The organism is Metabacillus sp. 84 (assembly GCF_050107715.1).
Classification (GTDB): Bacteria; Bacillota; Bacilli; order Bacillales; family Bacillaceae; genus Metabacillus_B.
Window position 1 is genome coordinate 45641 of record NZ_JBNILN010000011.1, and the last position, 20120, is coordinate 65760.

Annotated in this window: 22 protein-coding genes, 1 pseudogene and 1 riboswitch; of the genes and pseudogenes, 6 read left to right on the forward strand and 17 right to left on the reverse strand. The window is 45.0% G+C overall.

The genetic code is table 11. The annotated features are described in order from the left end of the window. Window positions 1-70: 70 nt before the first annotated feature. The 4 genes from ACQCV8_RS16090 to dat all read right to left on the reverse strand — a co-directional run bounded on the left by ACQCV8_RS16090 (window position 71) and on the right by dat (window position 3869). Entirely contained in the window at window positions 71-1051 is a 981-nt protein-coding gene (locus ACQCV8_RS16090) for an ABC transporter permease (RefSeq protein WP_426846107.1), read from the reverse strand. Then, entirely contained in the window at window positions 1044-1958 is a 915-nt protein-coding gene (locus tag ACQCV8_RS16095) for an ABC transporter ATP-binding protein (RefSeq protein WP_426846109.1), read from the reverse strand. The genes ACQCV8_RS16090 and ACQCV8_RS16095 overlap by 8 nt, the downstream gene beginning before the upstream one ends. Then, window positions 1955-2758 (reverse strand): SGNH/GDSL hydrolase family protein, encoded by an 804-nt coding sequence (locus ACQCV8_RS16100; RefSeq protein ID WP_426846111.1) that lies wholly within the window; start codon window positions 2756-2758, stop codon window positions 1955-1957. The genes ACQCV8_RS16095 and ACQCV8_RS16100 overlap by 4 nt, the downstream gene beginning before the upstream one ends. Window positions 2759-3032: 274 nt before the next feature. Then, window positions 3033-3869 carry a D-amino-acid transaminase gene (gene dat / locus ACQCV8_RS16105; RefSeq protein ID WP_426846113.1) on the reverse strand — a complete coding sequence of 279 codons (837 nt, stop codon included), beginning with the start codon at window positions 3867-3869 and terminating at the stop codon, window positions 3033-3035. Between the two features lie 198 nt (window positions 3870-4067). After that, window positions 4068-4244, forward strand: a riboswitch (cobalamin riboswitch). Window positions 4245-4365: 121 nt separating this feature from the next. On the opposite strand from dat, the gene ACQCV8_RS16110 reads away from it, so the two are divergent. Both ACQCV8_RS16110 and ACQCV8_RS16115 read left to right on the forward strand, forming a co-directional pair. Then, window positions 4366-6639 (forward strand): ribonucleoside-diphosphate reductase subunit alpha, encoded by a 2274-nt coding sequence (locus ACQCV8_RS16110; RefSeq protein ID WP_426846115.1) that lies wholly within the window; start codon window positions 4366-4368, stop codon window positions 6637-6639. Between the two features lie 12 nt (window positions 6640-6651). Next, window positions 6652-7698 (forward strand): ribonucleotide-diphosphate reductase subunit beta, encoded by a 1047-nt coding sequence (locus tag ACQCV8_RS16115; protein WP_426846117.1) that lies wholly within the window; start codon window positions 6652-6654, stop codon window positions 7696-7698. A gap of 1256 nt (window positions 7699-8954) precedes the next feature. Here the strand turns inward: ACQCV8_RS16115 and ACQCV8_RS16120 are convergent. From ACQCV8_RS16120 to ACQCV8_RS16140, 5 genes are all read right to left on the reverse strand, one after another. Continuing rightward, the gene (locus tag ACQCV8_RS16120) at window positions 8955-9608 is read right to left on the reverse strand and encodes a hypothetical protein (protein ID WP_426846119.1); all 654 of its coding nucleotides are present in this window, start codon (window positions 9606-9608) and stop codon (window positions 8955-8957) included. Beyond that, window positions 9605-9802 (reverse strand): hypothetical protein, encoded by a 198-nt coding sequence (locus ACQCV8_RS16125; protein ID WP_426846121.1) that lies wholly within the window; start codon window positions 9800-9802, stop codon window positions 9605-9607. Before ACQCV8_RS16125 ends, ACQCV8_RS16120 begins: the two co-directional genes overlap by 4 nt. Before the next feature lie 170 nt (window positions 9803-9972). Then, on the reverse strand, window positions 9973-10173 hold the full coding sequence (locus ACQCV8_RS16130) for a hypothetical protein (RefSeq protein WP_426846123.1): 201 nt from the start codon (window positions 10171-10173) through the stop codon (window positions 9973-9975). Between the two features lie 155 nt (window positions 10174-10328). Next, on the reverse strand, window positions 10329-10580 hold the full coding sequence (locus ACQCV8_RS16135; protein WP_426846125.1) for a hypothetical protein: 252 nt from the start codon (window positions 10578-10580) through the stop codon (window positions 10329-10331). A 2-nt stretch (window positions 10581-10582) separates the two neighbouring features. Beyond that, window positions 10583-10825, reverse strand: coding sequence for a hypothetical protein (locus tag ACQCV8_RS16140; RefSeq protein ID WP_035405661.1), 243 nt, complete (start codon window positions 10823-10825; stop codon window positions 10583-10585). A gap of 206 nt (window positions 10826-11031) precedes the next feature. Between ACQCV8_RS16140 and ACQCV8_RS16145 the strand changes: the two are divergent. The 4 genes and pseudogenes from ACQCV8_RS16145 to ACQCV8_RS16160 form a co-directional block, all read left to right on the forward strand. Continuing rightward, a pseudogene (locus ACQCV8_RS16145) lies at window positions 11032-11159 on the forward strand (Ada metal-binding domain-containing protein); the annotation flags it as partial. A gap of 117 nt (window positions 11160-11276) precedes the next feature. Next, window positions 11277-11567 (forward strand): helix-turn-helix transcriptional regulator, encoded by a 291-nt coding sequence (locus ACQCV8_RS16150; RefSeq protein ID WP_426846239.1) that lies wholly within the window; start codon window positions 11277-11279, stop codon window positions 11565-11567. Beyond that, complete coding sequence (locus ACQCV8_RS16155; RefSeq protein WP_426846127.1) at window positions 11564-12457, forward strand: DMT family transporter; 894 nt, start codon at window positions 11564-11566, stop codon at window positions 12455-12457. Before ACQCV8_RS16150 ends, ACQCV8_RS16155 begins: the two co-directional genes overlap by 4 nt. A 22-nt stretch (window positions 12458-12479) precedes the next feature. After that, window positions 12480-13037, forward strand: coding sequence for a class I SAM-dependent methyltransferase (locus ACQCV8_RS16160; protein WP_426846129.1), 558 nt, complete (start codon window positions 12480-12482; stop codon window positions 13035-13037). Window positions 13038-13066: 29 nt separating this feature from the next. Here the strand turns inward: ACQCV8_RS16160 and ACQCV8_RS16165 are convergent, their stop codons facing one another. The 8 genes from ACQCV8_RS16165 to ACQCV8_RS16200 form a co-directional block, all read right to left on the reverse strand. Further along, the gene (locus ACQCV8_RS16165) at window positions 13067-13309 is read right to left on the reverse strand and encodes a hypothetical protein (RefSeq protein WP_426846131.1); all 243 of its coding nucleotides are present in this window, start codon (window positions 13307-13309) and stop codon (window positions 13067-13069) included. Window positions 13310-13449: 140 nt separating this feature from the next. Further along, a complete protein-coding gene (nadE, locus tag ACQCV8_RS16170) occupies window positions 13450-14271 on the reverse strand; it encodes an ammonia-dependent NAD(+) synthetase (RefSeq protein ID WP_426846133.1) in 822 nt (273 codons plus the stop codon). A 22-nt stretch (window positions 14272-14293) separates the two neighbouring features. After that, window positions 14294-14911, reverse strand: a complete 618-nt coding sequence (gene nadD, locus ACQCV8_RS16175) for a nicotinate (nicotinamide) nucleotide adenylyltransferase (protein WP_426846135.1) — start codon at window positions 14909-14911, stop codon at window positions 14294-14296. Between the two features lie 7 nt (window positions 14912-14918). Beyond that, on the reverse strand, window positions 14919-16385 hold the full coding sequence (locus tag ACQCV8_RS16180) for a nicotinate phosphoribosyltransferase (protein ID WP_426846137.1): 1467 nt from the start codon (window positions 16383-16385) through the stop codon (window positions 14919-14921). Window positions 16386-16409: 24 nt separating this feature from the next. Further along, complete coding sequence (locus ACQCV8_RS16185; RefSeq protein ID WP_426846139.1) at window positions 16410-16958, reverse strand: cysteine hydrolase family protein; 549 nt, start codon at window positions 16956-16958, stop codon at window positions 16410-16412. A 15-nt stretch (window positions 16959-16973) separates the two neighbouring features. Continuing rightward, complete coding sequence (locus tag ACQCV8_RS16190) at window positions 16974-17759, reverse strand: NUDIX hydrolase (protein ID WP_426846141.1); 786 nt, start codon at window positions 17757-17759, stop codon at window positions 16974-16976. Between the two features lie 280 nt (window positions 17760-18039). Continuing rightward, window positions 18040-19548 carry a methyl-accepting chemotaxis protein gene (locus ACQCV8_RS16195; protein WP_426846143.1) on the reverse strand — a complete coding sequence of 503 codons (1509 nt, stop codon included), beginning with the start codon at window positions 19546-19548 and terminating at the stop codon, window positions 18040-18042. Window positions 19549-19806: 258 nt separating this feature from the next. Continuing rightward, entirely contained in the window at window positions 19807-20112 is a 306-nt protein-coding gene (locus tag ACQCV8_RS16200) for an ArsR/SmtB family transcription factor (RefSeq protein WP_426846145.1), read from the reverse strand. Between the last annotated feature and the right edge of the window lie 8 nt (window positions 20113-20120).

Here is a 20120-nt window from a genome sequence, read left to right on the forward strand (position 1 = left end):
TCGAAAATACAAGGCTGGTGAAAGCTGCTCCTGAAAAATGATAGGCAGCCAGAACACCGCCGTTTCCCCATCAGTAAACATCTTTTCCAGTAAACAGAAAGAAGGAAACCAATAGGCCTGCTATAGCCCAAACCGAAAGCACAGCCATTGAAAAACCCAGCGTCATCCCTTCTATCGGCGGAGCCATGCCGCTAATGTAATCCGTAAGCTTCAGGTTTACCATAAACAAATACTTAGCTGAGTCCCAGGATGCAACCATATTGGCCAGGATTGCTCCTGCAATCAGAGAAGCGAGCATCACACCCATGACCGATGCCGTACTTTTCATTAAAGCGGAAAGAGCAAAGGTTAGCGTACCGACGACGGCTGCTACAAACCATACCAGGCCGAAATCCATCAGAATATACTGCCAAAGGCTCATCATTTGGACATTGCTAGTATTCAGCTCGCTTCCTTCAACCGCAAATCCCGTTAACACAGGCACGTCCCAGCCGCTATAGCCTAATGCAATCCCTGAAACGAGATACGTAATCACCCCAACGGAGAGAACAATAAAGGAAATGGCCAGGAGCAGCGTCACATATTTACTTAATAGGATTTTCCATCGTTTAATCGGCCTCGTCAATAACAGCTTAATGGTTCCATTTGTATGCTCTGATGAAACGATATCGCTTGCGATGACCATTACCATCAGGGGCAAAAGCAGATCAATGGAGTTCTCTGCAAAAGTTTTCATAAAAGTTGGGGCTCCAGGTGCATTAGGGTTAATATCGCGATCCAGGTAGTATTGCTGCTGATTAACGCGAATTTGGAGGAATTCCTTCCACTCTCCCGAAATCCCCCCCGAACTCAGCCTGTTCTGCGTGTTGATGATCTCCTGCTGCACCTGTGTCCGCCAATCCTCTGTCCCTGCTTCTTTTACGGCTTCTTCATGCTGCTTGACCTGAGCATATGTAAAAAGGCCTGCCAGTACAGCGATTATTCCCATTATAATAAACAGCCGCTTTTTCCGGACAATCTTGATCATTTCATTGTAAATAAGATTAATCAATGGTTTCACCTTCCGTCAATTCGATAAAGAGATCCTCGAGTGTCGGAAGCTTCACTTCAATCCCCTTCACCCTAACTCCTTCATGAACAAGCTTTTCATTCCACTGATCAATCCGGTTTTCATCGTTTGCTGTAATAAGTCCATGGATATTCTCTGAAAGGATGGCGGTTTCTTGCTCCAGAATTTTCTTGGCTCTCTCTTGAGGATCCACATTCCATATCACCCTTTCCTTTTCAGTCAGCAAAGAAGACACGGCATCAATGCGCAGGATGGTTCCTTTCGACATAATGGCAACCCGGTCGCACATTAATTGGATCTCACTGAGCAGATGGGAGGAAACAAGAACCGTCAAGCCTTCCTTCTCTGCAAGGTAGCGGATAAATTCCCGCATTTCCCGAATCCCCATCGGATCCAGACCATTAGTCGGTTCATCGAGAATCAGCACCTTTGGACTGCTGAGCAGCGCCTGAGCAATTCCAAGCCTCTGTTTCATTCCAAGCGAATATGTACTGACCCGGTCATCTATACGGTGTTCAAGTCTCACGAGGCGAACGACTTCCCCGATTCTCTGTTTTGACACACCTGGAAGCATGCGGCGAAAATAATCAAGATTCTCCCGTCCGCTTAAGTAAGAATAGAGCTCTGGGTTCTCCACAATGCAGCCGATATTGCGGATTGCCTTTGTGAAATGCTTTTCCAGATCATACCCGCAAATGGAGATCCTGCCGGAAGTGGGCTTTATCAAACCGACAAGCATGCGGATCGTTGTGGTTTTGCCTGCGCCGTTCGGTCCCAGAAAACCAAATACCTCTCCTTTTTGCAGCTCAAAATCGAGACCTTTAATAATCTCCTTTTTTTTGATCCTTTTTTTCAGACCGCTCACAGACAGCGTTACATCCTTCATCATTGCTCCTCCCCTCCCCCGCTGAATAGGATGAGCGAAGCCAGGCGCTCCCCTATTAGCTGATAGCCCTCACTGTTCGGGTGAAATTTATCGCTGTACAAATAGTCATTCACATTTTGTTCAAACAAATCGAAGGTGGGGACCACAATGGTCTTTTTATACTTGGCTGCTTCTTCTGCTGTGTAAAAATTCCACTCCCGGACGATACCGGAAGTTGTCTTGCTGTTTGAAAGATCATTGAACGGATTGTAAAGGCCGATATAGTAAACGGCTGCTTGGGGGTTTACCGAGCGGATTTGCTGAAAAATACTTCCGAGCCTTTCTAGAAAAGCTGCTCTCGTATTTTTGATGGATTCATCCGATAAATCCTCCATCACCTGTCCGCCTGCGAATAAATCGTTTCCTCCGATTGTCATAATGACGGCATCCGCCTTGCTGAGCTGACGCTGAATTTCCGGCTGATTCAGCTGCTTTTCAAGCTGAACGGAGGTCTGGCCGCTGATGGAGAGGTTTGTGAGCTGCAGCTTCTGCTCTGTCCTGTCCCGCAGCTGGCCTATTGCATAACCGGCATAGCCTTTCCCGCTTTCATCCCCTATTCCTCTAGTGAGGGAATCACCCAAGCCGACTATGTTGTATTCCTCATCCTTCTTCTGAGGGTTTTCGAGCTCAGCCTTCTTAGAGACAGCGGGAGGAGGAGCTTCTCTATTTTGAAAAAACTGGCTATTAATCGTAAACGCTAAACTTCCCATCCATAATAGTCCTGCTGCAAGAGAAATAACCGCCATTATTTTTACACTCTTCATAGGAATTGTAGGCACCTTTCGTCAAATTTCTGATAGTTCCATTGTACCTTTATCACTTATGGAATGCTTCTTTGAGTGCTTTCTCCGGATAACCTGATTGAAGCGGAAGCCGGGAGATTCCCCGGGAAGCTGCATTGAAAAAATCGAGGAATAAAAAAACAACCCGGATATCACTCTTACAGCGAGCAACTGCGGGTTGTAAATGAGGATGTTTCCTATCAATGCAGCTTTTTTGACATCAGACTTCAGGACATTATAAAACGCTGTCCCTGTTTTAGTCCGTCAAAAGCTCCCGGAACGCTTTTTGAATTAGTAACGTAATCGGGCCGGGCCTGCCTTCGCTGTATGACCTGTCATCAATTTTGACCACAGGCATCACCTCAATGGTTGTCGAGGAGATAAACACTTCGTCATATTGCCCAAGCTCAGATGCCATGATTTCTTTTTCCACTGTATCCACACCTGCATTTTGGCATGCTTCCATAATTTTCAGCCGCGTGATGCCATTCAGTATGAAATGGTTTGCAGGGTGGGTATAGACCGTTCCATCCTTGACGGCATAAAAATTGGTGGAGCTGCCTTCTGTGACAACACCATCCCTTACAAAAATGGTCTCATACTTCCCTGCGTCCGCCGCTGCCTGTTTAGCCATGACATTCCCCAGAAGATTCAGGCTTTTAATATCACAGCGTTTCCAGCGGATATCTTCCGCTGTCATCACTTCAACGCCTGATTTCTGCAGCTCCGCCGGACGTTTGGATGGAATTGGATAAGCGGCCAGCTGGGCTGAAACATCAGATCCTGGAAAAAGATGATTCCTTGCACTGACACCTCTCGTCACTTGCATATAGATGCCGCCATCCCGCACCTGATTGACCGAGACCAATTCCCTGATTCGATTTTTAAGCGTCTCTAACTCATAAGGCAGTGAGATTTTGAGCTCCCCCGCGCTTCTTTTTAACCTCTCCAAATGCTCATCGATTGTAAAAACTTCTCCATTGTAAACGCGGATGACTTCATACACCCCGTCACCGAATTGATAGCCTCTGTCTTCAATATCTACTTTCGCCTGCTCTCTATCAATCAGTTCATCATTCATTAAAATTTTCATAGAGCACCTCGGAATGTATAGGATTTGTACTTATCATTACATATGGCCTGACTGGCCCTTGTCAAGACTATCCCGGCAAATAAAAAAGAATATTTTTGAGGGTTATCAGTTGTAATTCATATTCTTGTCCTATAATATGTATCTATACCCAAACACAACATATAGAAGTTTCCGAAAATAAAAGCCACTATATATTGATTATATTCCGCAGCAAACGGTGCTAATAAGCTTAAAAGGGAATCCGGTAAAATTCCGGAACTGTCCCCGCAACTGTAAGTGTGACGAAATGGGCAAACCACTGTACGATATCGTACGGGAAGGGCTCAAAGTAGGAGAAAGCACAAGTCAGGAGACCTGCCGATGCTGTATATGTTTCGCTTTTCCCGGGGATTGGGAAGATGAAACGGTGGAAGTAAAAGAATCCTCTTTTATTCTATCGTTTGATCCGCTCAATTGCCAAGAGCGGATTTTTATTTTTCCTTGGAGGAGGATGGCTATGACTACTGAAACCGTAACGATGATAACAAATGAACAAGGCTTAAAAAGGCCGTTTGACGAGCAAGAATTTACAAAATGGATCAAAAAAACAGGGGAAGGCTTCCCTGAACTTGATTTAAACTCCTATATAGAGAGAATCATTCATTCCATTTCATCAAGAGATACATATACAGAGAAGCAGGTCAAAAACCTCTGTATCCTTGAGGGCCTGTCCAACATATCAGAATCTGAGCCGGACTGGACTTACTTTTGCTCCCGCCTGTATTTGGACCAGCTCTATACAGAGGCAGCAAGAAACCGCGGTTATGACTCCACTGTTCGATATGGATCTTTTCTCGAGCTGATCGATACACTTCACAGCATCGGCATTTATGGCGACTTGATTCCCGATGCATACTCAGCAAAGGAAATCTGTGAGCTTGGTGAAGAGATTGATCCGGAACGCGATCTGATTTTCACCTATATTGGTCTCAGGACACTTGCTGACCGCTACATTGCCCGTGACTACAGCAAAAACGTAATGGAGCTCCCTCAGGAACGGTTCATGGTGATTGCGATGACATTGATGGCAAACGAGCCCGCTGAGCACAGAATCCATCTTGTGAAAGAAGCGTACTGGGCGCTCAGCAATCTTTATATGACCGTTGCCACCCCTACTCTTTCAAACGCCGGAAAATCTGTGGGACAGCTGTCCAGCTGCTTTATTGATACGATTGATGACAGCCTGCAGGGGATTTTCGACAGCAACACCGATATTGCAAACCTTTCGAAAAGCGGGGGCGGAATTGGTGTCTATCTTGGCAAGATCCGCAGCCGGGGCAGTGATATACGCGGATTCAAGGGGGTTTCCTCAGGTGTGCTCCCTTGGATGAAGCAGCTCAACAATACAGCGGTCAGCGTAGATCAGCTCGGCCAAAGAAAAGGCGCGATTGCGGTCTACCTGGATGTTTGGCACAAAGACATCTTTTCTTTTCTCGATTCAAAACTGAACAATGGGGACGAACGCCTCCGAACCCATGATTTGTTCACAGGTGTCTGTCTTCCCGATTTATTTATGGAACAGGTAGAAGAGCGCGGCGACTGGTATTTGTTCGATCCTCATGAAGTGAGAAAAACACTTGGCTACAGTCTTGAAGATTACTTTGACGAGAAAAAAGGCAGCGGCAGCTTCCGGGAAAAGTATTGGGAGTGCGTCCGCCACCCTGACCTGGCCAAAGAGAAAGTTCCTGCAATCGATATTATGAAGCGGATCATGATCAGCCAGCTGGAATCCGGAACACCGTTTATGTTCTACCGGGACGAAGTGAACCGGATGAACGCGAACGCACACGCCGGAATGGTATACTGCACCAATCTTTGTACAGAAATAACCCAAAACCAAAGTGCCACGACGATGGACGAACAATATACCGAGGATGGAAAAATCATCACCGTAAAAACACCAGGCGATTTCGTTGTCTGCAATCTTTCCTCCATCAGCCTGGCTAAAGCCGTGAGAGAGGATGTGCTCGAACGCCTCATCCCGATTCAGGTCAGGATGCTTGATAACGTAATTGATCTAAATGACATTCCGGTTCTGCAGGCAAAGCTTACAAATTCCAAATACCGTGCCATCGGCCTTGGAACCTTCGGCTGGCATCACCTTCTTGCCCTTGAAGGCATTAAGTGGGAAAGCGGGGAAGCGGTGCAGTACGCTGATAAGCTCTATGAAAAAATCTCCTTTTTAACCATTCAGGCGAGCTCGGAGCTGGCAAAGGAAAAAGGCTCTTATCCAGCCTTTGAAGGATCCGGCTGGGAAACCGGCACGTATTTTGACGCCCGCGGCTACCGATCAGACCAATGGCAGGAGCTTCAGCAGCAAATCGCTGAAAACGGCATGCGGAACGGCTATTTGATGGCCGTCGCACCGAACGCGTCCACATCCATTATTGCGGGCAGCACGGCAAGCATCGATCCAATTTTCCAGAAGGTCTATTCGGAAGAAAAGAAAGACTATAAGATTCCTGTAACAGCCCCTGATTTGAGTCCTGAAACGACCTGGTATTATAAATCCGCTTATTTCACGGATCAGCATTGGAGCATAGAGCAAAATGCGGCGAGACAGCGCCATATCGACCAATCAATCTCGTTTAATTTTTACGTTCTGAACACAATCAAAGCAAAGGAACTGCTTGATCTTCATATGAGCGCTTGGAAGGCCGGGCTGAAAACGACGTATTACGTCCGGTCCACTTCCAGTCTCATCGAAGACTGCGATTCCTGCGCGAGCTAGGAGGAGAAACAGATGACAGACATCGCACTATCTCAGCGGACCATTATGGATCCTGAAGCGCCGAACCGTTCCACGGCACTGATCAACGGCCGAAGCTCTAACATATTAAACTGGGATGATGTAGCTTATCCATGGGCGTATGCCAAATATAAAAAAATGCTCTCCAACTTCTGGACACCGTTCGAAATCAATATGTCCCAGGATGTAAAGCAGTTTAAGGATCTCGAGGAGCACGAAAAGGATGCCTTTTTAAAAATCATCGGGCTCCTCGCCCTTCTCGACAGCATCCAAACCGATTATGCCGGAAAAGTAGCGGACTATATTACCGATTCGAGCATCAATGCACTCATGATCATGCTTGCCCAGCAGGAGGTCATTCACAATCATTCCTACTCATACGTGCTATCGAGCATTGTACCGAAAAGCAAGCAGGATGAAGTGTTCGAGTATTGGCGCAGTGAGGAAATTTTAAGAAAACGAAATGACTTTGTCACAAACGGCTATAAAGCCTTTGCAGAAAATGCAAATGTAGAAAACCTGCTGAAATCACTTGTATACGACGTCATCCTTGAGGGGCTGTTCTTCTACTCCGGCTTCGCGTTCTTTTACAACCTTGCGCGCAATCAGAAAATGGTCGCCACAAGCACGATGATCAATTACATCAACCGGGATGAGCAAATTCACGTCGATTTGTTTGTGAAAATTTTCAGAGAGGTCCTTGTTCAATACCCGGAGTATAATACTCCTGAGCTGAAAGTGTTCGTGGAAAGCACAATAGTGGAAGCTGCCGAGCTTGAAATAGAGTGGGGCCGGGAAATTATCGGCAGCAAAATCGAGGGCATCAGCATGAAGGATGTTGAAGACTACATTAAATTCTACGCCAACGTCCGTTCCAACCAGCTCGGCTATGACCGGCCTTTTGAAGGCTACCGGACGAACCCGCTCAAGTGGATTAAAGCATACGAAGACGTCGACCTCGGCAAATCTGATTTCTTTGAGCAGAAATCAAGACAGTATACAAAAGTAAACAATGTGGATAATGGGTTTGATGATTTGTAATTGATTCCAATGAACCTAAGCGGGCCGGATGGGCATGTCAATACTGCTCGGCACCAATAGAGTTATGCATAACGAAAAAAATGCATTATGTTCAAGATGTGAGACTTTAACGGGTGTCTTTGATCGCTATTCGCGGTGACGCCTTTCTCACATCTTTTTTTGAAGCTATTCAGGATATTACGACCGTTCAGACCCATTCAACAGGGTGTTCGGGACTTGAGGGTCTCGGTTCGGTCTGTTTACATTCCTTTTTTAGCTGTTTCTGGCGGTGAACAACGAAGATTTCGGGCGGAAAGTCAATCAGATCGCTGGGACACCCTTATAAATCCCATGTAGATTTGACGATTTTGTCCGTGGCCGGGTTTTATTGTCCGTACTTCTGATTTATTGTCCGTATTCTGATTTTATTGTCCGTACTTTAATTTTATTGTCCGTACTTATACTTTTATTGTCCGTACTTTTCATATAAAGACTTTTCGGCAAAGTTCGAGCATATTCGCGCCCTCCTAAGTGCGGATATTCATCCCAGTGTTGTCCTGCATATTTATATATGTTCCTTATTCTGGTTTTATTGTCCGTACTTCCGATTTATTGTCCGTATTTATACTTTTATTGTCCGTACTTTTCATATAAAGACTTTTCGGCAAAGTTCGAGCATATTCGCGCTGTCCTAAGTGCGGATATTCATCCCAGTGTTGTCGTGCATATTTATATATGTTCCTTATTCTGGTTTTATTGTCCGTACTTCCGATTTATTGTCCGTACTTATACTTTTATTGTCCGTACTTTTCATATAAAGACTTTTCGGCAAAGTTCGAGCATATTCGCGCCCTCCTAAGTGCGGAAAATCACCCCAGTGTTGTCCTGCATATTCATATATGTTCCTTATTCTGGTTTTATTGTCCATACTTCTGATTTATTGTCCGTATTCTGGTTTTATTGTCCGTACTTCCGATTTATTGTCCGTATTCTGATTTTATTGTCCGTACTTATACTTTTATTGTCCGTACTTTTCATATAAAGACTTTTCGGCAAAGTTCGAGCATATTCGCGCCCTCCTAAGTGCGGAAAATCACCCCATTGTCGTCATGCATATTCGCGCTGTACTAAGTGCTGTAATTGCTTCATTTTTTACTTGCCCCCTACTTATATGCCAGTCCCGCAGTCCACAGCCGGCTCAATGCTCCGGCTCCTGTACCTATATAGGCCGCGGTCTGGCATGTAAACAATGTCCCTGTGACAAACAGCACTTTTTATTATTCCGGTTCCCCTGTTTCATCTTCTTCGTTTTCCTCGTTTTTTTGTTCATTTTTTAGCCAATTCAGCCATTCCGGCTGCGGCTCATCCGGGTTCTCGCTGAAGACTTCGGTTGATCCGCTTTCCTCCTGATGGGAAAAAATATCATGAATGTCATTACCATCTCCGAGAATGGTTCCAAATCCCTGGTTATGCTTTTTAAGGCTTTTAAAACCGGTTGGAAAATTATTTCCGAAATTTACGGCGGATGCATCTTCTACGGCCCCGATTTGAATATCGCCGATGCTGAATGTGGCAGAGAGCGGCATCTCAGGCTCCGGAGACTCTTGATGATTGTGACGTATTTTATATGGAAGCTGCTTGCCGTTTATTTGAATAGAAATCTCATCAGGGGGATTCCGCCCAGCCTTTGCCTGGTGTCTGGTTTTAGCAGGCGGAAAGGTGGTGCCGATATTCATGGTCCCGCTCAGCTGCTTAACATCGACTTTTCCCAGATGATATGCAAGCTCCTGAATATTCATCGTCTCAATGTGTTCAATATGAAAGGATTGGTGTACACGGCTTTGATTATTTTCGATTGATTGCTCTAATGCTTCCACTCTGCTTTCCAGCTGCCGGATCCTTTTTATATAGGCCTGTTCATCCATTTTCATGCTGTTTCAGCCTTTAGCACATCCTGCCGCTCATCCGCATATAATTGATTGGGCCGGCTGGGCTTACATTTAACATGACGGGAGAAATTATGAGAAAAAACATTCATTTCCCTGAAATCCTCTTTCACAACCTCGACGTACAGGAAATAGCCAATAATGCAGGCATTTTTATTGGGAGAAACCGGCAAATACATTGGAACACCTCTTTGGAGAGCCATTGTTCAGGATTCGGTACGGTTTCAGGGAATCATAACGAACTATCGAGTAATACACACCTTGTCCTTAAAAGCCCTATTGAAAAATAGCATGATAAAAAGGATCAGTACATGGTTATGGAAAAATTCCGGACCTTCAACCTAATTGTTTAAGAAGTCTCCTTTTTTTCCTGTGTACCGCCTATTGTCAGGTTATTTGAAATTTTGTTTGAGCTTCCGCTTATTCTTCCAAATCCTTCATAGGACTTTGATTTATTCCTCCATTTGTATTGAATATTTTCTCCGTAAAATACTCCTGAGCTGTTCTGAATAAGCTTAACGCTTATGGATTTGAAATGAATTTTAGGCATTTGCAAACTCCTCTTTTTAGCTTGTCCCGGAAGAAATCTTTTCCTTATTAGTCATTTATATAGATTATGATGCAAAAGTATACCCTCAAACTGCCTGCATTACGAAGATTGTCAGACACATGAAGGAAAGCCATCCAGATCGGATGGCTTTTGCCTTAACTCTGATGAACAGGCTGATTATTCGATTCCTCGTTCTGGGTAAAATCTGAATCCATCACATCGTCATCCTGCACAATATTCACATTGTTTATGGATACATTGTTTTCTCCGATGATTTTTCCGAATCCGGCATTGCTCTTCATGCTGACGGTCCAATCATATTGCGAGTTGGTGCCGGTAAATACTCCTGAGTTGGCGGACAGCGCTGAAATATTGATGCTGTTAAAATGGATCGTTAAGGTTTTCATGCTTAGATTTGGGACACGGGCTGCGGATTTATATTTTCAGGCTGGGAAATCGCCATATCGAAAAGATCCTGGTCATTAATGATATTCGTACAGCCAATTGCACATGAGTTTACGTAATTTCCGTTACCTGAATTGAACTTCCCTTGGGCGTTCCAATCAGGCTGGCTGTTCTGCCCAGAAGATATAATAGAATTTGCCGCCATGCTTACGACATTAATTTGATTAAATACGACGGATACCGGCATTCTCCAAACCTCCGTTTCTATCCTGCGAGTTTACGTTACTATATGTCTGGGATCAGGATCCTGTGAATGATGGAAAACCTGTTTGGAGCCTTTCATAGTAACATCCTTCTCTCCGCAAACATGCTTATCTATTTTTGCCATTCCATTTTAAACAGCAGTTTTGCTTCGACTAATATGGTAGAATCTGTTTCAAAGGGGGTTGATGTATGCAGGAGAAAGAATGGAAAGCCATCGTGACATGTGACCCCTCCTATGACGGACTGTTCTTCTACGGGGTACGGACAACAGACCGTCATGCCGGTCTAAAACTCCACTAAAAGTAAATGTTCTAACCCACCCCTCTTCAGGTTATTTCATTCATCTCAATTTCCGTGCATGCAAAAGGTGCAGGCCTGGCGCGGAAAAAGACTGGGGACCGAAACTGCAGCTGATAAACCAGGCTAAAGAGCTCATTCATGAAAGGTATAATGAGGATCTGACTCTAAAAGCTTTATCTTCCATGCTGTATATCAGCCCTTATTATTTCCGGAAGATATTCGAGGAACTGGAGGGAAAATCCCCCTCCCGCTATGTACTGGAAACCCGGATCAACGCAGCTATGCCTCTTATTAAAGAAGGTTCTTATTCGATCATGGACATCTCCCGCATGACCGGATTTAAAACACCTTCTCATTTTTCAAGAGTTTTTCAGCGGGTCACCGGGGCTCCGCCATCCTATTACAGACAGAAGGTGCCGCAATGATTCGGATATACGCTGCTCTTGGAGGCCTCAGCCTTATATGGGGGCTTTCCTTTGTTTTTATAAAAATGCTGGTTGGACCGGCCGGCATGTGGGGGACGGTTTTTTTAAGATGTGCAGCAGGTGCTGTCCTCCTGCTGCCGATTTTGCTGGCAAAAAGAAATACGATTCCGCGTAGCATTCCGTGGGTTCCGCTCCTCATAGTCGGGGTTTTAAATACCGGGGTGCCATGGGGCTTAATCGCCCTTAGTGAAACGGTCATATCAAGTAGCTCCGCATCGATCCTGAACGCTACTGCTCCATTGTGGACCGGATTGATCGGCCTGCTCTTTTTTTCGGCTGTTCTAGCCATAAGACAGTGGATCGGACTGTTTATGGGACTGATCGGTATCCTGATTTTCATAGACTTTGACGTTTTGAAGCTTGCACAGGAAAACTTTACGGGCGTCGGCACCATGCTGATTGCAACGTTATGCTATGGAACCTCAGCCCAGCTTACAAGAAAGTATCTGGGGAACAGCGGGGTGCTGTTTACCACGTCTGTTTCTTTACTTGTTGGAGCGCTCGTAGGTCTGGTTGGCCTGCTATTCTCTCAGCCAATGGAACTCTCCGGGCTCGCAAATGGTCAGGTTATTCTTGCCGTGATCGGCCTCGGCTGTTTTGGATCAGGCATTGCCCAGCTTCTTTTTTATTACATCACGAAAGAAGGCGGTCCGGAGGTTGCGGTTTCTGTGACCTTCCTGATTCCGGTTACCGCCTTGCTTTGGGGAGCTTTCCTCTTACAGGAGACAATTAGCTCTCATGCTATTTGGGGACTTTTAGTCATTTTAGCCGGCGTGTATCTTTCCACAAGGAAAAAGAAACCAGCCATTGCGGTCAGCGAGTCTGCGTAGAGGAAAAAAAGGAGAGTGTGAAATGTTGGTTCCAACTGAGATCCGGGTTGTTATCGGGGCAGGTCCCTACAATAATAATCCCGGCTGGCTGCATACACAGGAAGAAGAGCTCAGCCTTCTTAATCCCCATCAGTGGGAAAAATGGTTTGAGCCTGATTCTGTCACCGCAATCCTAACAGAGCATGTTTGGGAGCATTTAACCTTTGAAGAAGGGGTTGAAGCAGCAAAGCTGTGCAGGCGATTCCTGAAAAAAAACGGCTACATCCGGTGTGCCGTTCCAGATGGTTTGTTTCCGGATGAAAGCTATCAGAGACTTGTGCAAATCGGGGGGCCTGGACCGGCAGATCACATTTGCGCCTCTCATCAAATCGTCTACAATTATAACACTCTGGCGAAGATGTTTGAGAAAGCCGGATTTATGGTCAAACTGCTTGAGTACTTTGACGAAACAGGCACCCCCCAAGTTCCGGATTGGGATGGAGAAAAGGGCGTAATTTTCCGTTCAAAAAAATACGATCCGAGGAACCAGGGAGAGCAGCTGCAATTTGCTTCCCTTATAGTGGATGCGGTGAAAGAATAATCTAGTTGTTATTCCCTTTACTGGATACATTATTTTGTTATACGGGACACAGAATGTGAAATCCTGAATTCATAAAGTTTTTCTGCCAGAAAACTTGCTGCCAGCCCGATCAGCAAAGGCATAAAGGAGCCAGCGGAAAGGGAAAGTCCATTCTCATTAATAATTAAACTAAACTCAAAGCTTAGCCATGGGATCCTATATAGTTGGCCGATTGCTGTAAACAGTGCAGCTGCTCCTGCAAAACTCAGAAAAGCAATTAAAATTTTTTTCAATTCAAGCACCTCCCTTTTTAACGATGCCATATATTTACCGTATTCCACATATTGATGGGGCTATATCTTAGATGCTATTATGAGCTCAATTCATATGCCCCCTTCAAAAAAACAGACCAGGTCGCCCCGGTCTGTTTTTATTATTCTTTCCACCAGCCGTCAAACATTGTCGCAGGCAGCTGCCTCTTATGCTCAGTGACGGAATAGCGATTTTCAATTTTTTCAGCCGTTACTTTTGACACTTCCTTGCCTTCCAGATAGTCATCCAGTTCATCATACGTAATTCCGAGCTCCGTCTCATCAGACTGCTGAGGTTTATCATCAAGCAAGTCCGCGGTAGGAGCTTTCATATAGAGGCTTTCCGGGCAGCCTAGTTCTCTTAGAAGAGCTTTACCCTGCCTTTTTGTCAGCCCTGTCAGCGGGAGAACATCGGCACCGCCATCTCCATATTTTGTGAAGAAGCCGGTAACTGCCTCTGCAGCATGATCCGTACCGGTTACAAGTAAACCGTGCTGACCTCCGAATGCATATTGAGCGGTCATCCGAATCCGTGCTTTGACATTTCCTTTATGATAATCGGCAAGCTTTTCTTCATCGGATTCATTATATGTACTTGTAAATCCGTCAACGGCCTGTGAAATATTAAAACTGACAACCTTATCCGGTTTGATGAAATCGAATACAAGCTCCGCATCTTTTTCATCATGCTGAACGTTGTAGGGAAGCCGAACGGCGAGAAATGTTGCTTCATAGCCTTCTTCGCGCAGCTCTTCTACAGCCATCTGATTCAGTTTTCCGGCTAAAGTTGAATCCTGGCCAAGACTGATGCCAAGTACGTAGCCCTTTGCTTTCGTGGCCTTAATATACTCTTTTAAAAAATCGACCCGTTTCCTGATTTCCTTTGCCGGATCAAGATCAGGCTGCACGTTTAATGCTTTCATGATTTGTTTCTGCAAGCTCACTATTACGTCCTCCTTCTGGAAATTAAGACTGATAAAGACCATGCTCTTTTATATAGTCATAACAGGCATCAGGCAGCAGGTAACGCGGTTCTCCGCCTTTTGCAAGCTCATCCCTTATATAGGTGCTGCTGATTTCCATAGCTAAACCCTTATCAATCAAATGGAAGCGGGTTCCATCATCATAGTTGCGCAAAAAGGGAGAGCGGGAAATTGTCTTTAACATATCTATACCATTTCGGGCCATGACGATAAACTTATTATTGGCAATTAGTTCATCGGAATACTTCCATTTCCCTCCCGCAATGTCTTCAAGCAGATCTGCTCCCATAATAAACGACAGTTCATCATCCGGAAAAACCGTATGAAAATGCTGCATCGTATGATAGGTGTAGACGTTCCAGCTTTCCTGCTTCATTTCATAGTCATCAAGTGAAAATTTGGAATTGTTCCTGAGAGCGAGCTTGAGCATGGAAATACGGTGTTCATCTGTCGTATTCAGCCGCTTATCTTTTCTTTTGCTCGAGCAGGGAAGAAAAATAACACGGTCCAGCTTGCAGCGGTGTGCTACCGTGCTTGCCGTCCATAAATGAACATTTGTCACGGGATCAAAGGAGCTTCCATAGATACCGATTTTAGCCATTCATCACTCACCCTTTTCTGATTTGCTCGACCTTATCCTTAATCTCCCGTATGTTTCTCATCTTATTTTCCCAGCATTTCTCACTAAGGTCCACCGGATAATCCTCAGGGTTAAGCTTTCTTCTGTACTCATCCCAAAGCTCCTCCAGATTTTCCCTAACTTTGCTCTGTATTTTCTGAATAGATGGGAGATCATAAATCATTTTCCCATTAGCGAAAATATCCTTGTGAAGGTCGCGGGCCACAAAATCAGTTACAAACTTGCTGATGTACGTATGGACAGGATGAAACATTTTCAGCCGTTCCTCTTCATTCGGGTTTTCTTCTTCAAGTGCAATATAATCGCCTTCTGATTTATGATTGTTGGTATTAATGATCCGATATATCCGCTTCATCCCCGGAGTAGTCACTTTTTCGGGATTACCGCTTATTTTGATCGTATCCGCCATTACTCCATTTTCATCCTCTATGCTAACGAGTTTGTATACCCCGCCTAAAGCCGGCTGATCGTATGCAGTTATCAGCTTTGTGCCGATTCCCCACGTATCGATCCGAGCCCCTTGAGACTTTAGGTTCATAATGGTGTCTTCATCCAAATCATTTGATGCAATAATGTGTGTCTCGGTAAATCCGGCTTCATCCAGCATTTTTCTGGCTTTTTTTGAGAGGTATGCCATATCGCCGCTATCAAGGCGGATCCCTTTAAAGTTGATTTGATCCCCAAGCTCCTGGGCAACCCTGATCGCGTTCGGAACGCCTGACTTCAGCGTATCATATGTATCAACAAGAAACACGCAATCTTTGTGGCGCCGCGCGTATTTATGGAACGCTGTATATTCATCACGGTAAGCCTGAACGAGAGCATGGGCATGGGTGCCGGCTGCCGGTATTCCAAATAGCTTTGCCGCCCGTACATTCGAAGTCGCTTCAAGACCGCCAATAAAGGCCGCCCTTGTGCCCCAAAGAGCCGCATCCATTTCATGAGCTCTTCTGGATCCGAATTCCATGACGGTCTGGTCTCCCACAGCCTGCTTAATTCTGCATGCCTTCGTTGCAATGAGAGTCTGGAAATTTACAATATTCAAAAGTGCCGTTTCAATGAGCTGAGCTTCTGCAAGCGGAGCCTCGACCCGAATCATTGGCTCGCCTCCAAAAACCAGCTCCCCCTCTTCCATCGAACGGACCGATCCTGTAAACCTCATATCCTTTAAAAAGGTCAGAAAATCATCCTGATAGCCAAGTTCTTTTAAAAATTCCAGATCACTTTCCGTAAACTGAAATTCTTCCAGGTATTGAATGACGCGCTCAAGTCCTGCAAAAACCGCATACCCATTCCCAAATGGCAGCCTTCTGAAAAACAATTCAAAAACAGCTTTCCGGTTATGGACTCCATCCTCCCAGTACGTCTCCGCCATGTTAATTTGATAAAGATCCGTGTGAAGCGCCATGCTGTCATCTTCATATTTGTGTTGCATTGAAACGATCTCCTCTCCATCCAGCTACAGAATTTGTGCGTTTAAGCTGCCTTTAAAATGTCTCAGTGCCCATTTGTGGCCTTCCTGGTCAAAGCTTGCAGCTGCTTGTTCATAAACGGTGATTCTAAATCCTTTGTTGTAAGCATCAACAGCCGTATGAAGAACACATATATCCGTACATACGCCGATAAGATGAATGTCGTTGATTCCTCTCTCTCTGAGAAGGATTTCCAAATTTGTTCCTGCAAATGCGCTGTACCGTGTTTTGTCCATCCAAATCACATGATCAGCCTGCTTGTTTTTGCTGTAAACTTCTTGAAGCCTGCCGTAAAGGTGCCTTCCCTCTGTCCCTTCGATATTATGCGGCGGATAAAGAGCCGTCTCCGGATGGAACGGGTCATTCCTTTTATGAACATCCACAGCAAAAATCACCGGTTCCTTTAACTCTATAAACTCTTCGGTAATTCTGACGATCTCCGGTTCGATTGACTGACCCGGCTTTCCGCAAGTAAGCGCCCCATCCTCAGCTACAAAATCATTTGTGTAATCAATCACAAGTAAAGCTTTGGTCATTTTCATTCCTCCTGTTCAATAGCGAGCTGTATAAATCGGCTTGATAACGTCCAGATCTGTGAACCGGTACAGTTTGGCAGGTTTCTTCGATGTTCTCGCTGTCATTTTCCCTTCAGCTTCTTTAATAAAAGGCAGGGTCTTTATTTTTCTGGCAAACGATTGATCGCTTTTGATGGCCGGATCATCGGTCACTGTAAGCAAAACGGCCTGAAGCTCGGAGTAAGTAAATTCGCCCGGCAAAAAATTTTTTACGGCTGTAGTCTGCAATAAATCAGATCTTATTTCCCTGATGGCATCAGTGATCAGCCGGCTGTGATCAAAAGCAAGCTGGATGGAATCCAAATCCTCGAGTCGGAAAAGCTGCACTTCAGCCGCATCATCCTCAGCCCGTCTATCTTTAAGGGCATCTTCCGGGACAATGGCGTAATGAGCGTTGGATAAAATCCAGCCGCGCGGGTCTCTGCCAGGTCTGTCATACATCCCGTAATGCTTCATATGGATCCCGCGTACACCTGTTTCCTCCAGCAGTTCTCTGTGCGCAGCTTCAAGCGCGGTCTCATCCGGCTGGACAAAACCTCCCGGAAGTGCCCATTTGCCGCCCTCAATATTCGGGATTCCTTCTGCCGTCATTTCTGTTCTTTTAATCAGCAATAGCATTAAACTGACGACCGGGGGCTTATGCTCCATTTTTTCTGAGTGAAGGGTAAACACTGCGATATCGGATGTATAGCCATCCGGCGTTCTGTAGTCGCTCACACGGTAATGCTCTAAGGCTTCATGATTCGGGTTCTTTTTTTCCAATCGATCACCAACTTTTTAATTAACATTTTGTTAATTGCAATTGTAATACACAGATGCCTGGAAAGTCAACAAGGATCCTTTAAACAGGTAAAATTGATGAGTATTCTTCTTCACGCTTAATTTGGGATGTTTTAACCCTTTCGTGTGCTGAAGAACTATGAAACCCTTTGGGACAGATGGACTCCAGGAAAAGCGTTTGAGGAGCAAGGCGATTCGTCAATAAAGCGGACGGCTGCAGAAGAAATGGATCAACAGAAAAAAACAGCGTGGCCGCTGCTTCTCACTTGTTTTTTCCGAGGGTCGTTACCAGTCCATTCATACTGACTGTAAGCTCTCCCAACGATTCGATGATGCTTCGCACATGATGAACGGCCTGTAATTGCCCTTCCATGCCAGAAGCGATCTCTCCGCTTGCTGATTGGCTTAGCTGAAGAGCAGCCGACATATTTGAAATAGAATGGCTGACCTCGGTTATGTGCTGGACAAAACGGCCGACTTCCTCCGCCACCCTGTTTGTCCCGGCAGCCACCTCATTTGAAGCGGCATCAATCTGCTCAAACGCAGCAGCTGCAGTTTCCGCTTTAAGCAAACCTTCTTCTACTACCGAGGTACCGCTGTTCATCTCCTCTGTTACTTTCCCAATGTTGGTTTGAATCGTTTCAATTAAAGACCGGATCTTCTCTGTTGACTCGTTTGATTTAGCTGCGAGCTTGCGGACTTCGTCAGCAACTACGGCAAAGCCCTTGCCCGATTCGCCCGCTCGTGCCGCTTCAATGGCAGCATTTAACGCTAGAAGATTGGTTTGATCTGCAATGGAAGAAATTTCAGAAACAATGCCTCCTATTTCAATCGATTGTCCCTCAAGGGACTGGACAGACAGGGCAAGTTTTTCAAAGGTTTGGTGAATTGTCTGAATTTGCTGCTCTGTTTTTCCAAGTGACTCTTTACCTGCCGCTACAAGCTGATTGGCTTTTATTGACCGGTTCAGAATCTCTGATGCGGCGCTGGCAATTTCCGAGGCTCCCGTTTGCATGGAAAGCATTTTTCTCTCACTCTGTTTGGCTTCTGCCACATTTGCAATTGCACCTGCAGCTGCTTCAGCCGCTGTCTTTTCAATGGAGCTGCTCACTGCCGTTGTTTCTTCGGCATGCTCGGTCAGTTTATCAACATTTTCTACAATCCGGCCCGCAGTATAGCCAAGTTCTTCAGTCAAACGCTCGAGGGACTGCTTTTGCCATTCGTTTTTCCGAAGGAGCTCCTCGGTCATTTTATTCTTCGTATAAATTTGCCATGAAATCCCTCCAGAGGTAAGGACCAGATAGAAAGCGTGTATAAAAAACATGAACCACGTATAATCGTGATCCCCAAAAAACAGATCCGTAAAGGCGAACATGGCAAGAAGATGCGGAATGGCAAATAACACGGTCATCACTGAAATAAGTTTAATAGTGTCATAGTATGCAGCCAGTGCAACCACTAAAAAGATTGAAAAATGATAAACAACCATTCCTTCACCTGAAACAATCATCGCAATGCTGGTAAACGTAAGCGTTAGAATGATGAAGAGCGGAATGAGTTTGTGGCTGCTGTGCTTTTTATAGAAAGAGATAGCGAATAGCAAAAAAATAACCGGAATAAGGATAGAGGCCAGTATAATGGGTGAGTAATGGTCAGCATGCTGCTTTTCCCAATGCATGGGCGAAATACGATGAATGCTTTGTATACCGCAGGCGATCAGGATTCCTGCAGCGGATACCCATAGCATGAGTCTGTTTTTGGATGCGATCAAGGTAAATCCTCCTATAAGATATCGGTGATGCTTTTATGTAGTTATGAATATATCGTAAAAAAGTCCTATTGTCGTCGCAGGATGTGCTGAATAATAAACTATTTTTCGACAAAACGAAGGGGACAGCATGTCCATTTGACGCCGTCCCCTTCGTTCATCGTGTTTCTTTATCCTCTTTGGCGAGAAGCCCCCCACTTCCTGCAAAATGTTCAAACGTTTAATTGTATAAACATTTTGCCCGGAGTGAATCATGTTTACTTAAAGATCACACTCTTCTTCTATTTTAAATATTAGCTGTTTAAGCAAATTGACAGACTGATTCAATGACAATGAATAATACCGCTGGGTTCCTTTTTGCTCAATCTCTACAAGGTGATTGTCCCGTAGAACCTTGAGATGGTGCGAGATTGCCGGTCTGGAAAGATGGGACTGCTCAGCGATTTGATTTACCGTAAGTGTATCGTGTTTTGCCAGCAGTAAAATAATATCCTGCCTTGCAGGATCTCCAAGCGCTTGAAAAATTGGTGTACAAGAGCGAAAAATTTCTAAAACGGATTCTGACATGCAAATCA

Excerpts from the sequence above, each read along its gene's own strand:
- ACQCV8_RS16100 (WP_426846111.1), bottom strand. The coding sequence starts at position 2,758 with ATGAAGAGTGTAAAAATAATGGCGGTTATTTCTCTTGCAGCAGGACTA.
- ACQCV8_RS16125 (WP_426846121.1), bottom strand. The coding sequence starts at position 9,802 with ATGTATTTGCCGGTTTCTCCCAATAAAAATGCCTGCATTATTGGCTAT.
- ACQCV8_RS16095 (WP_426846109.1), bottom strand. The coding sequence starts at position 1,958 with ATGATGAAGGATGTAACGCTGTCTGTGAGCGGTCTGAAAAAAAGGATC.
- ACQCV8_RS16200 (WP_426846145.1), bottom strand. The coding sequence starts at position 20,112 with ATGTCAGAATCCGTTTTAGAAATTTTTCGCTCTTGTACACCAATTTTT.
- ACQCV8_RS16120 (WP_426846119.1), bottom strand. The coding sequence starts at position 9,608 with ATGAAAATGGATGAACAGGCCTATATAAAAAGGATCCGGCAGCTGGAA.
- nadD (WP_426846135.1), bottom strand. The coding sequence starts at position 14,911 with ATGGCTAAAATCGGTATCTATGGAAGCTCCTTTGATCCCGTGACAAAT.
- ACQCV8_RS16135 (WP_426846125.1), bottom strand. The coding sequence starts at position 10,580 with ATGAAAACCTTAACGATCCATTTTAACAGCATCAATATTTCAGCGCTG.
- ACQCV8_RS16130 (WP_426846123.1), bottom strand. The coding sequence starts at position 10,173 with ATGCCTAAAATTCATTTCAAATCCATAAGCGTTAAGCTTATTCAGAAC.
- dat (WP_426846113.1), bottom strand. The coding sequence starts at position 3,869 with ATGAAAATTTTAATGAATGATGAACTGATTGATAGAGAGCAGGCGAAA.
- ACQCV8_RS16185 (WP_426846139.1), bottom strand. The coding sequence starts at position 16,958 with ATGACCAAAGCTTTACTTGTGATTGATTACACAAATGATTTTGTAGCT.
- ACQCV8_RS16155 (WP_426846127.1), top strand. The coding sequence starts at position 11,564 with ATGATTCGGATATACGCTGCTCTTGGAGGCCTCAGCCTTATATGGGGG.
- ACQCV8_RS16180 (WP_426846137.1), bottom strand. The coding sequence starts at position 16,385 with ATGCAACACAAATATGAAGATGACAGCATGGCGCTTCACACGGATCTT.
- ACQCV8_RS16140 (WP_035405661.1), bottom strand. The coding sequence starts at position 10,825 with ATGCCGGTATCCGTCGTATTTAATCAAATTAATGTCGTAAGCATGGCG.
- ACQCV8_RS16110 (WP_426846115.1), top strand. The coding sequence starts at position 4,366 with ATGACTACTGAAACCGTAACGATGATAACAAATGAACAAGGCTTAAAA.
- ACQCV8_RS16115 (WP_426846117.1), top strand. The coding sequence starts at position 6,652 with ATGACAGACATCGCACTATCTCAGCGGACCATTATGGATCCTGAAGCG.
- ACQCV8_RS16160 (WP_426846129.1), top strand. The coding sequence starts at position 12,480 with ATGTTGGTTCCAACTGAGATCCGGGTTGTTATCGGGGCAGGTCCCTAC.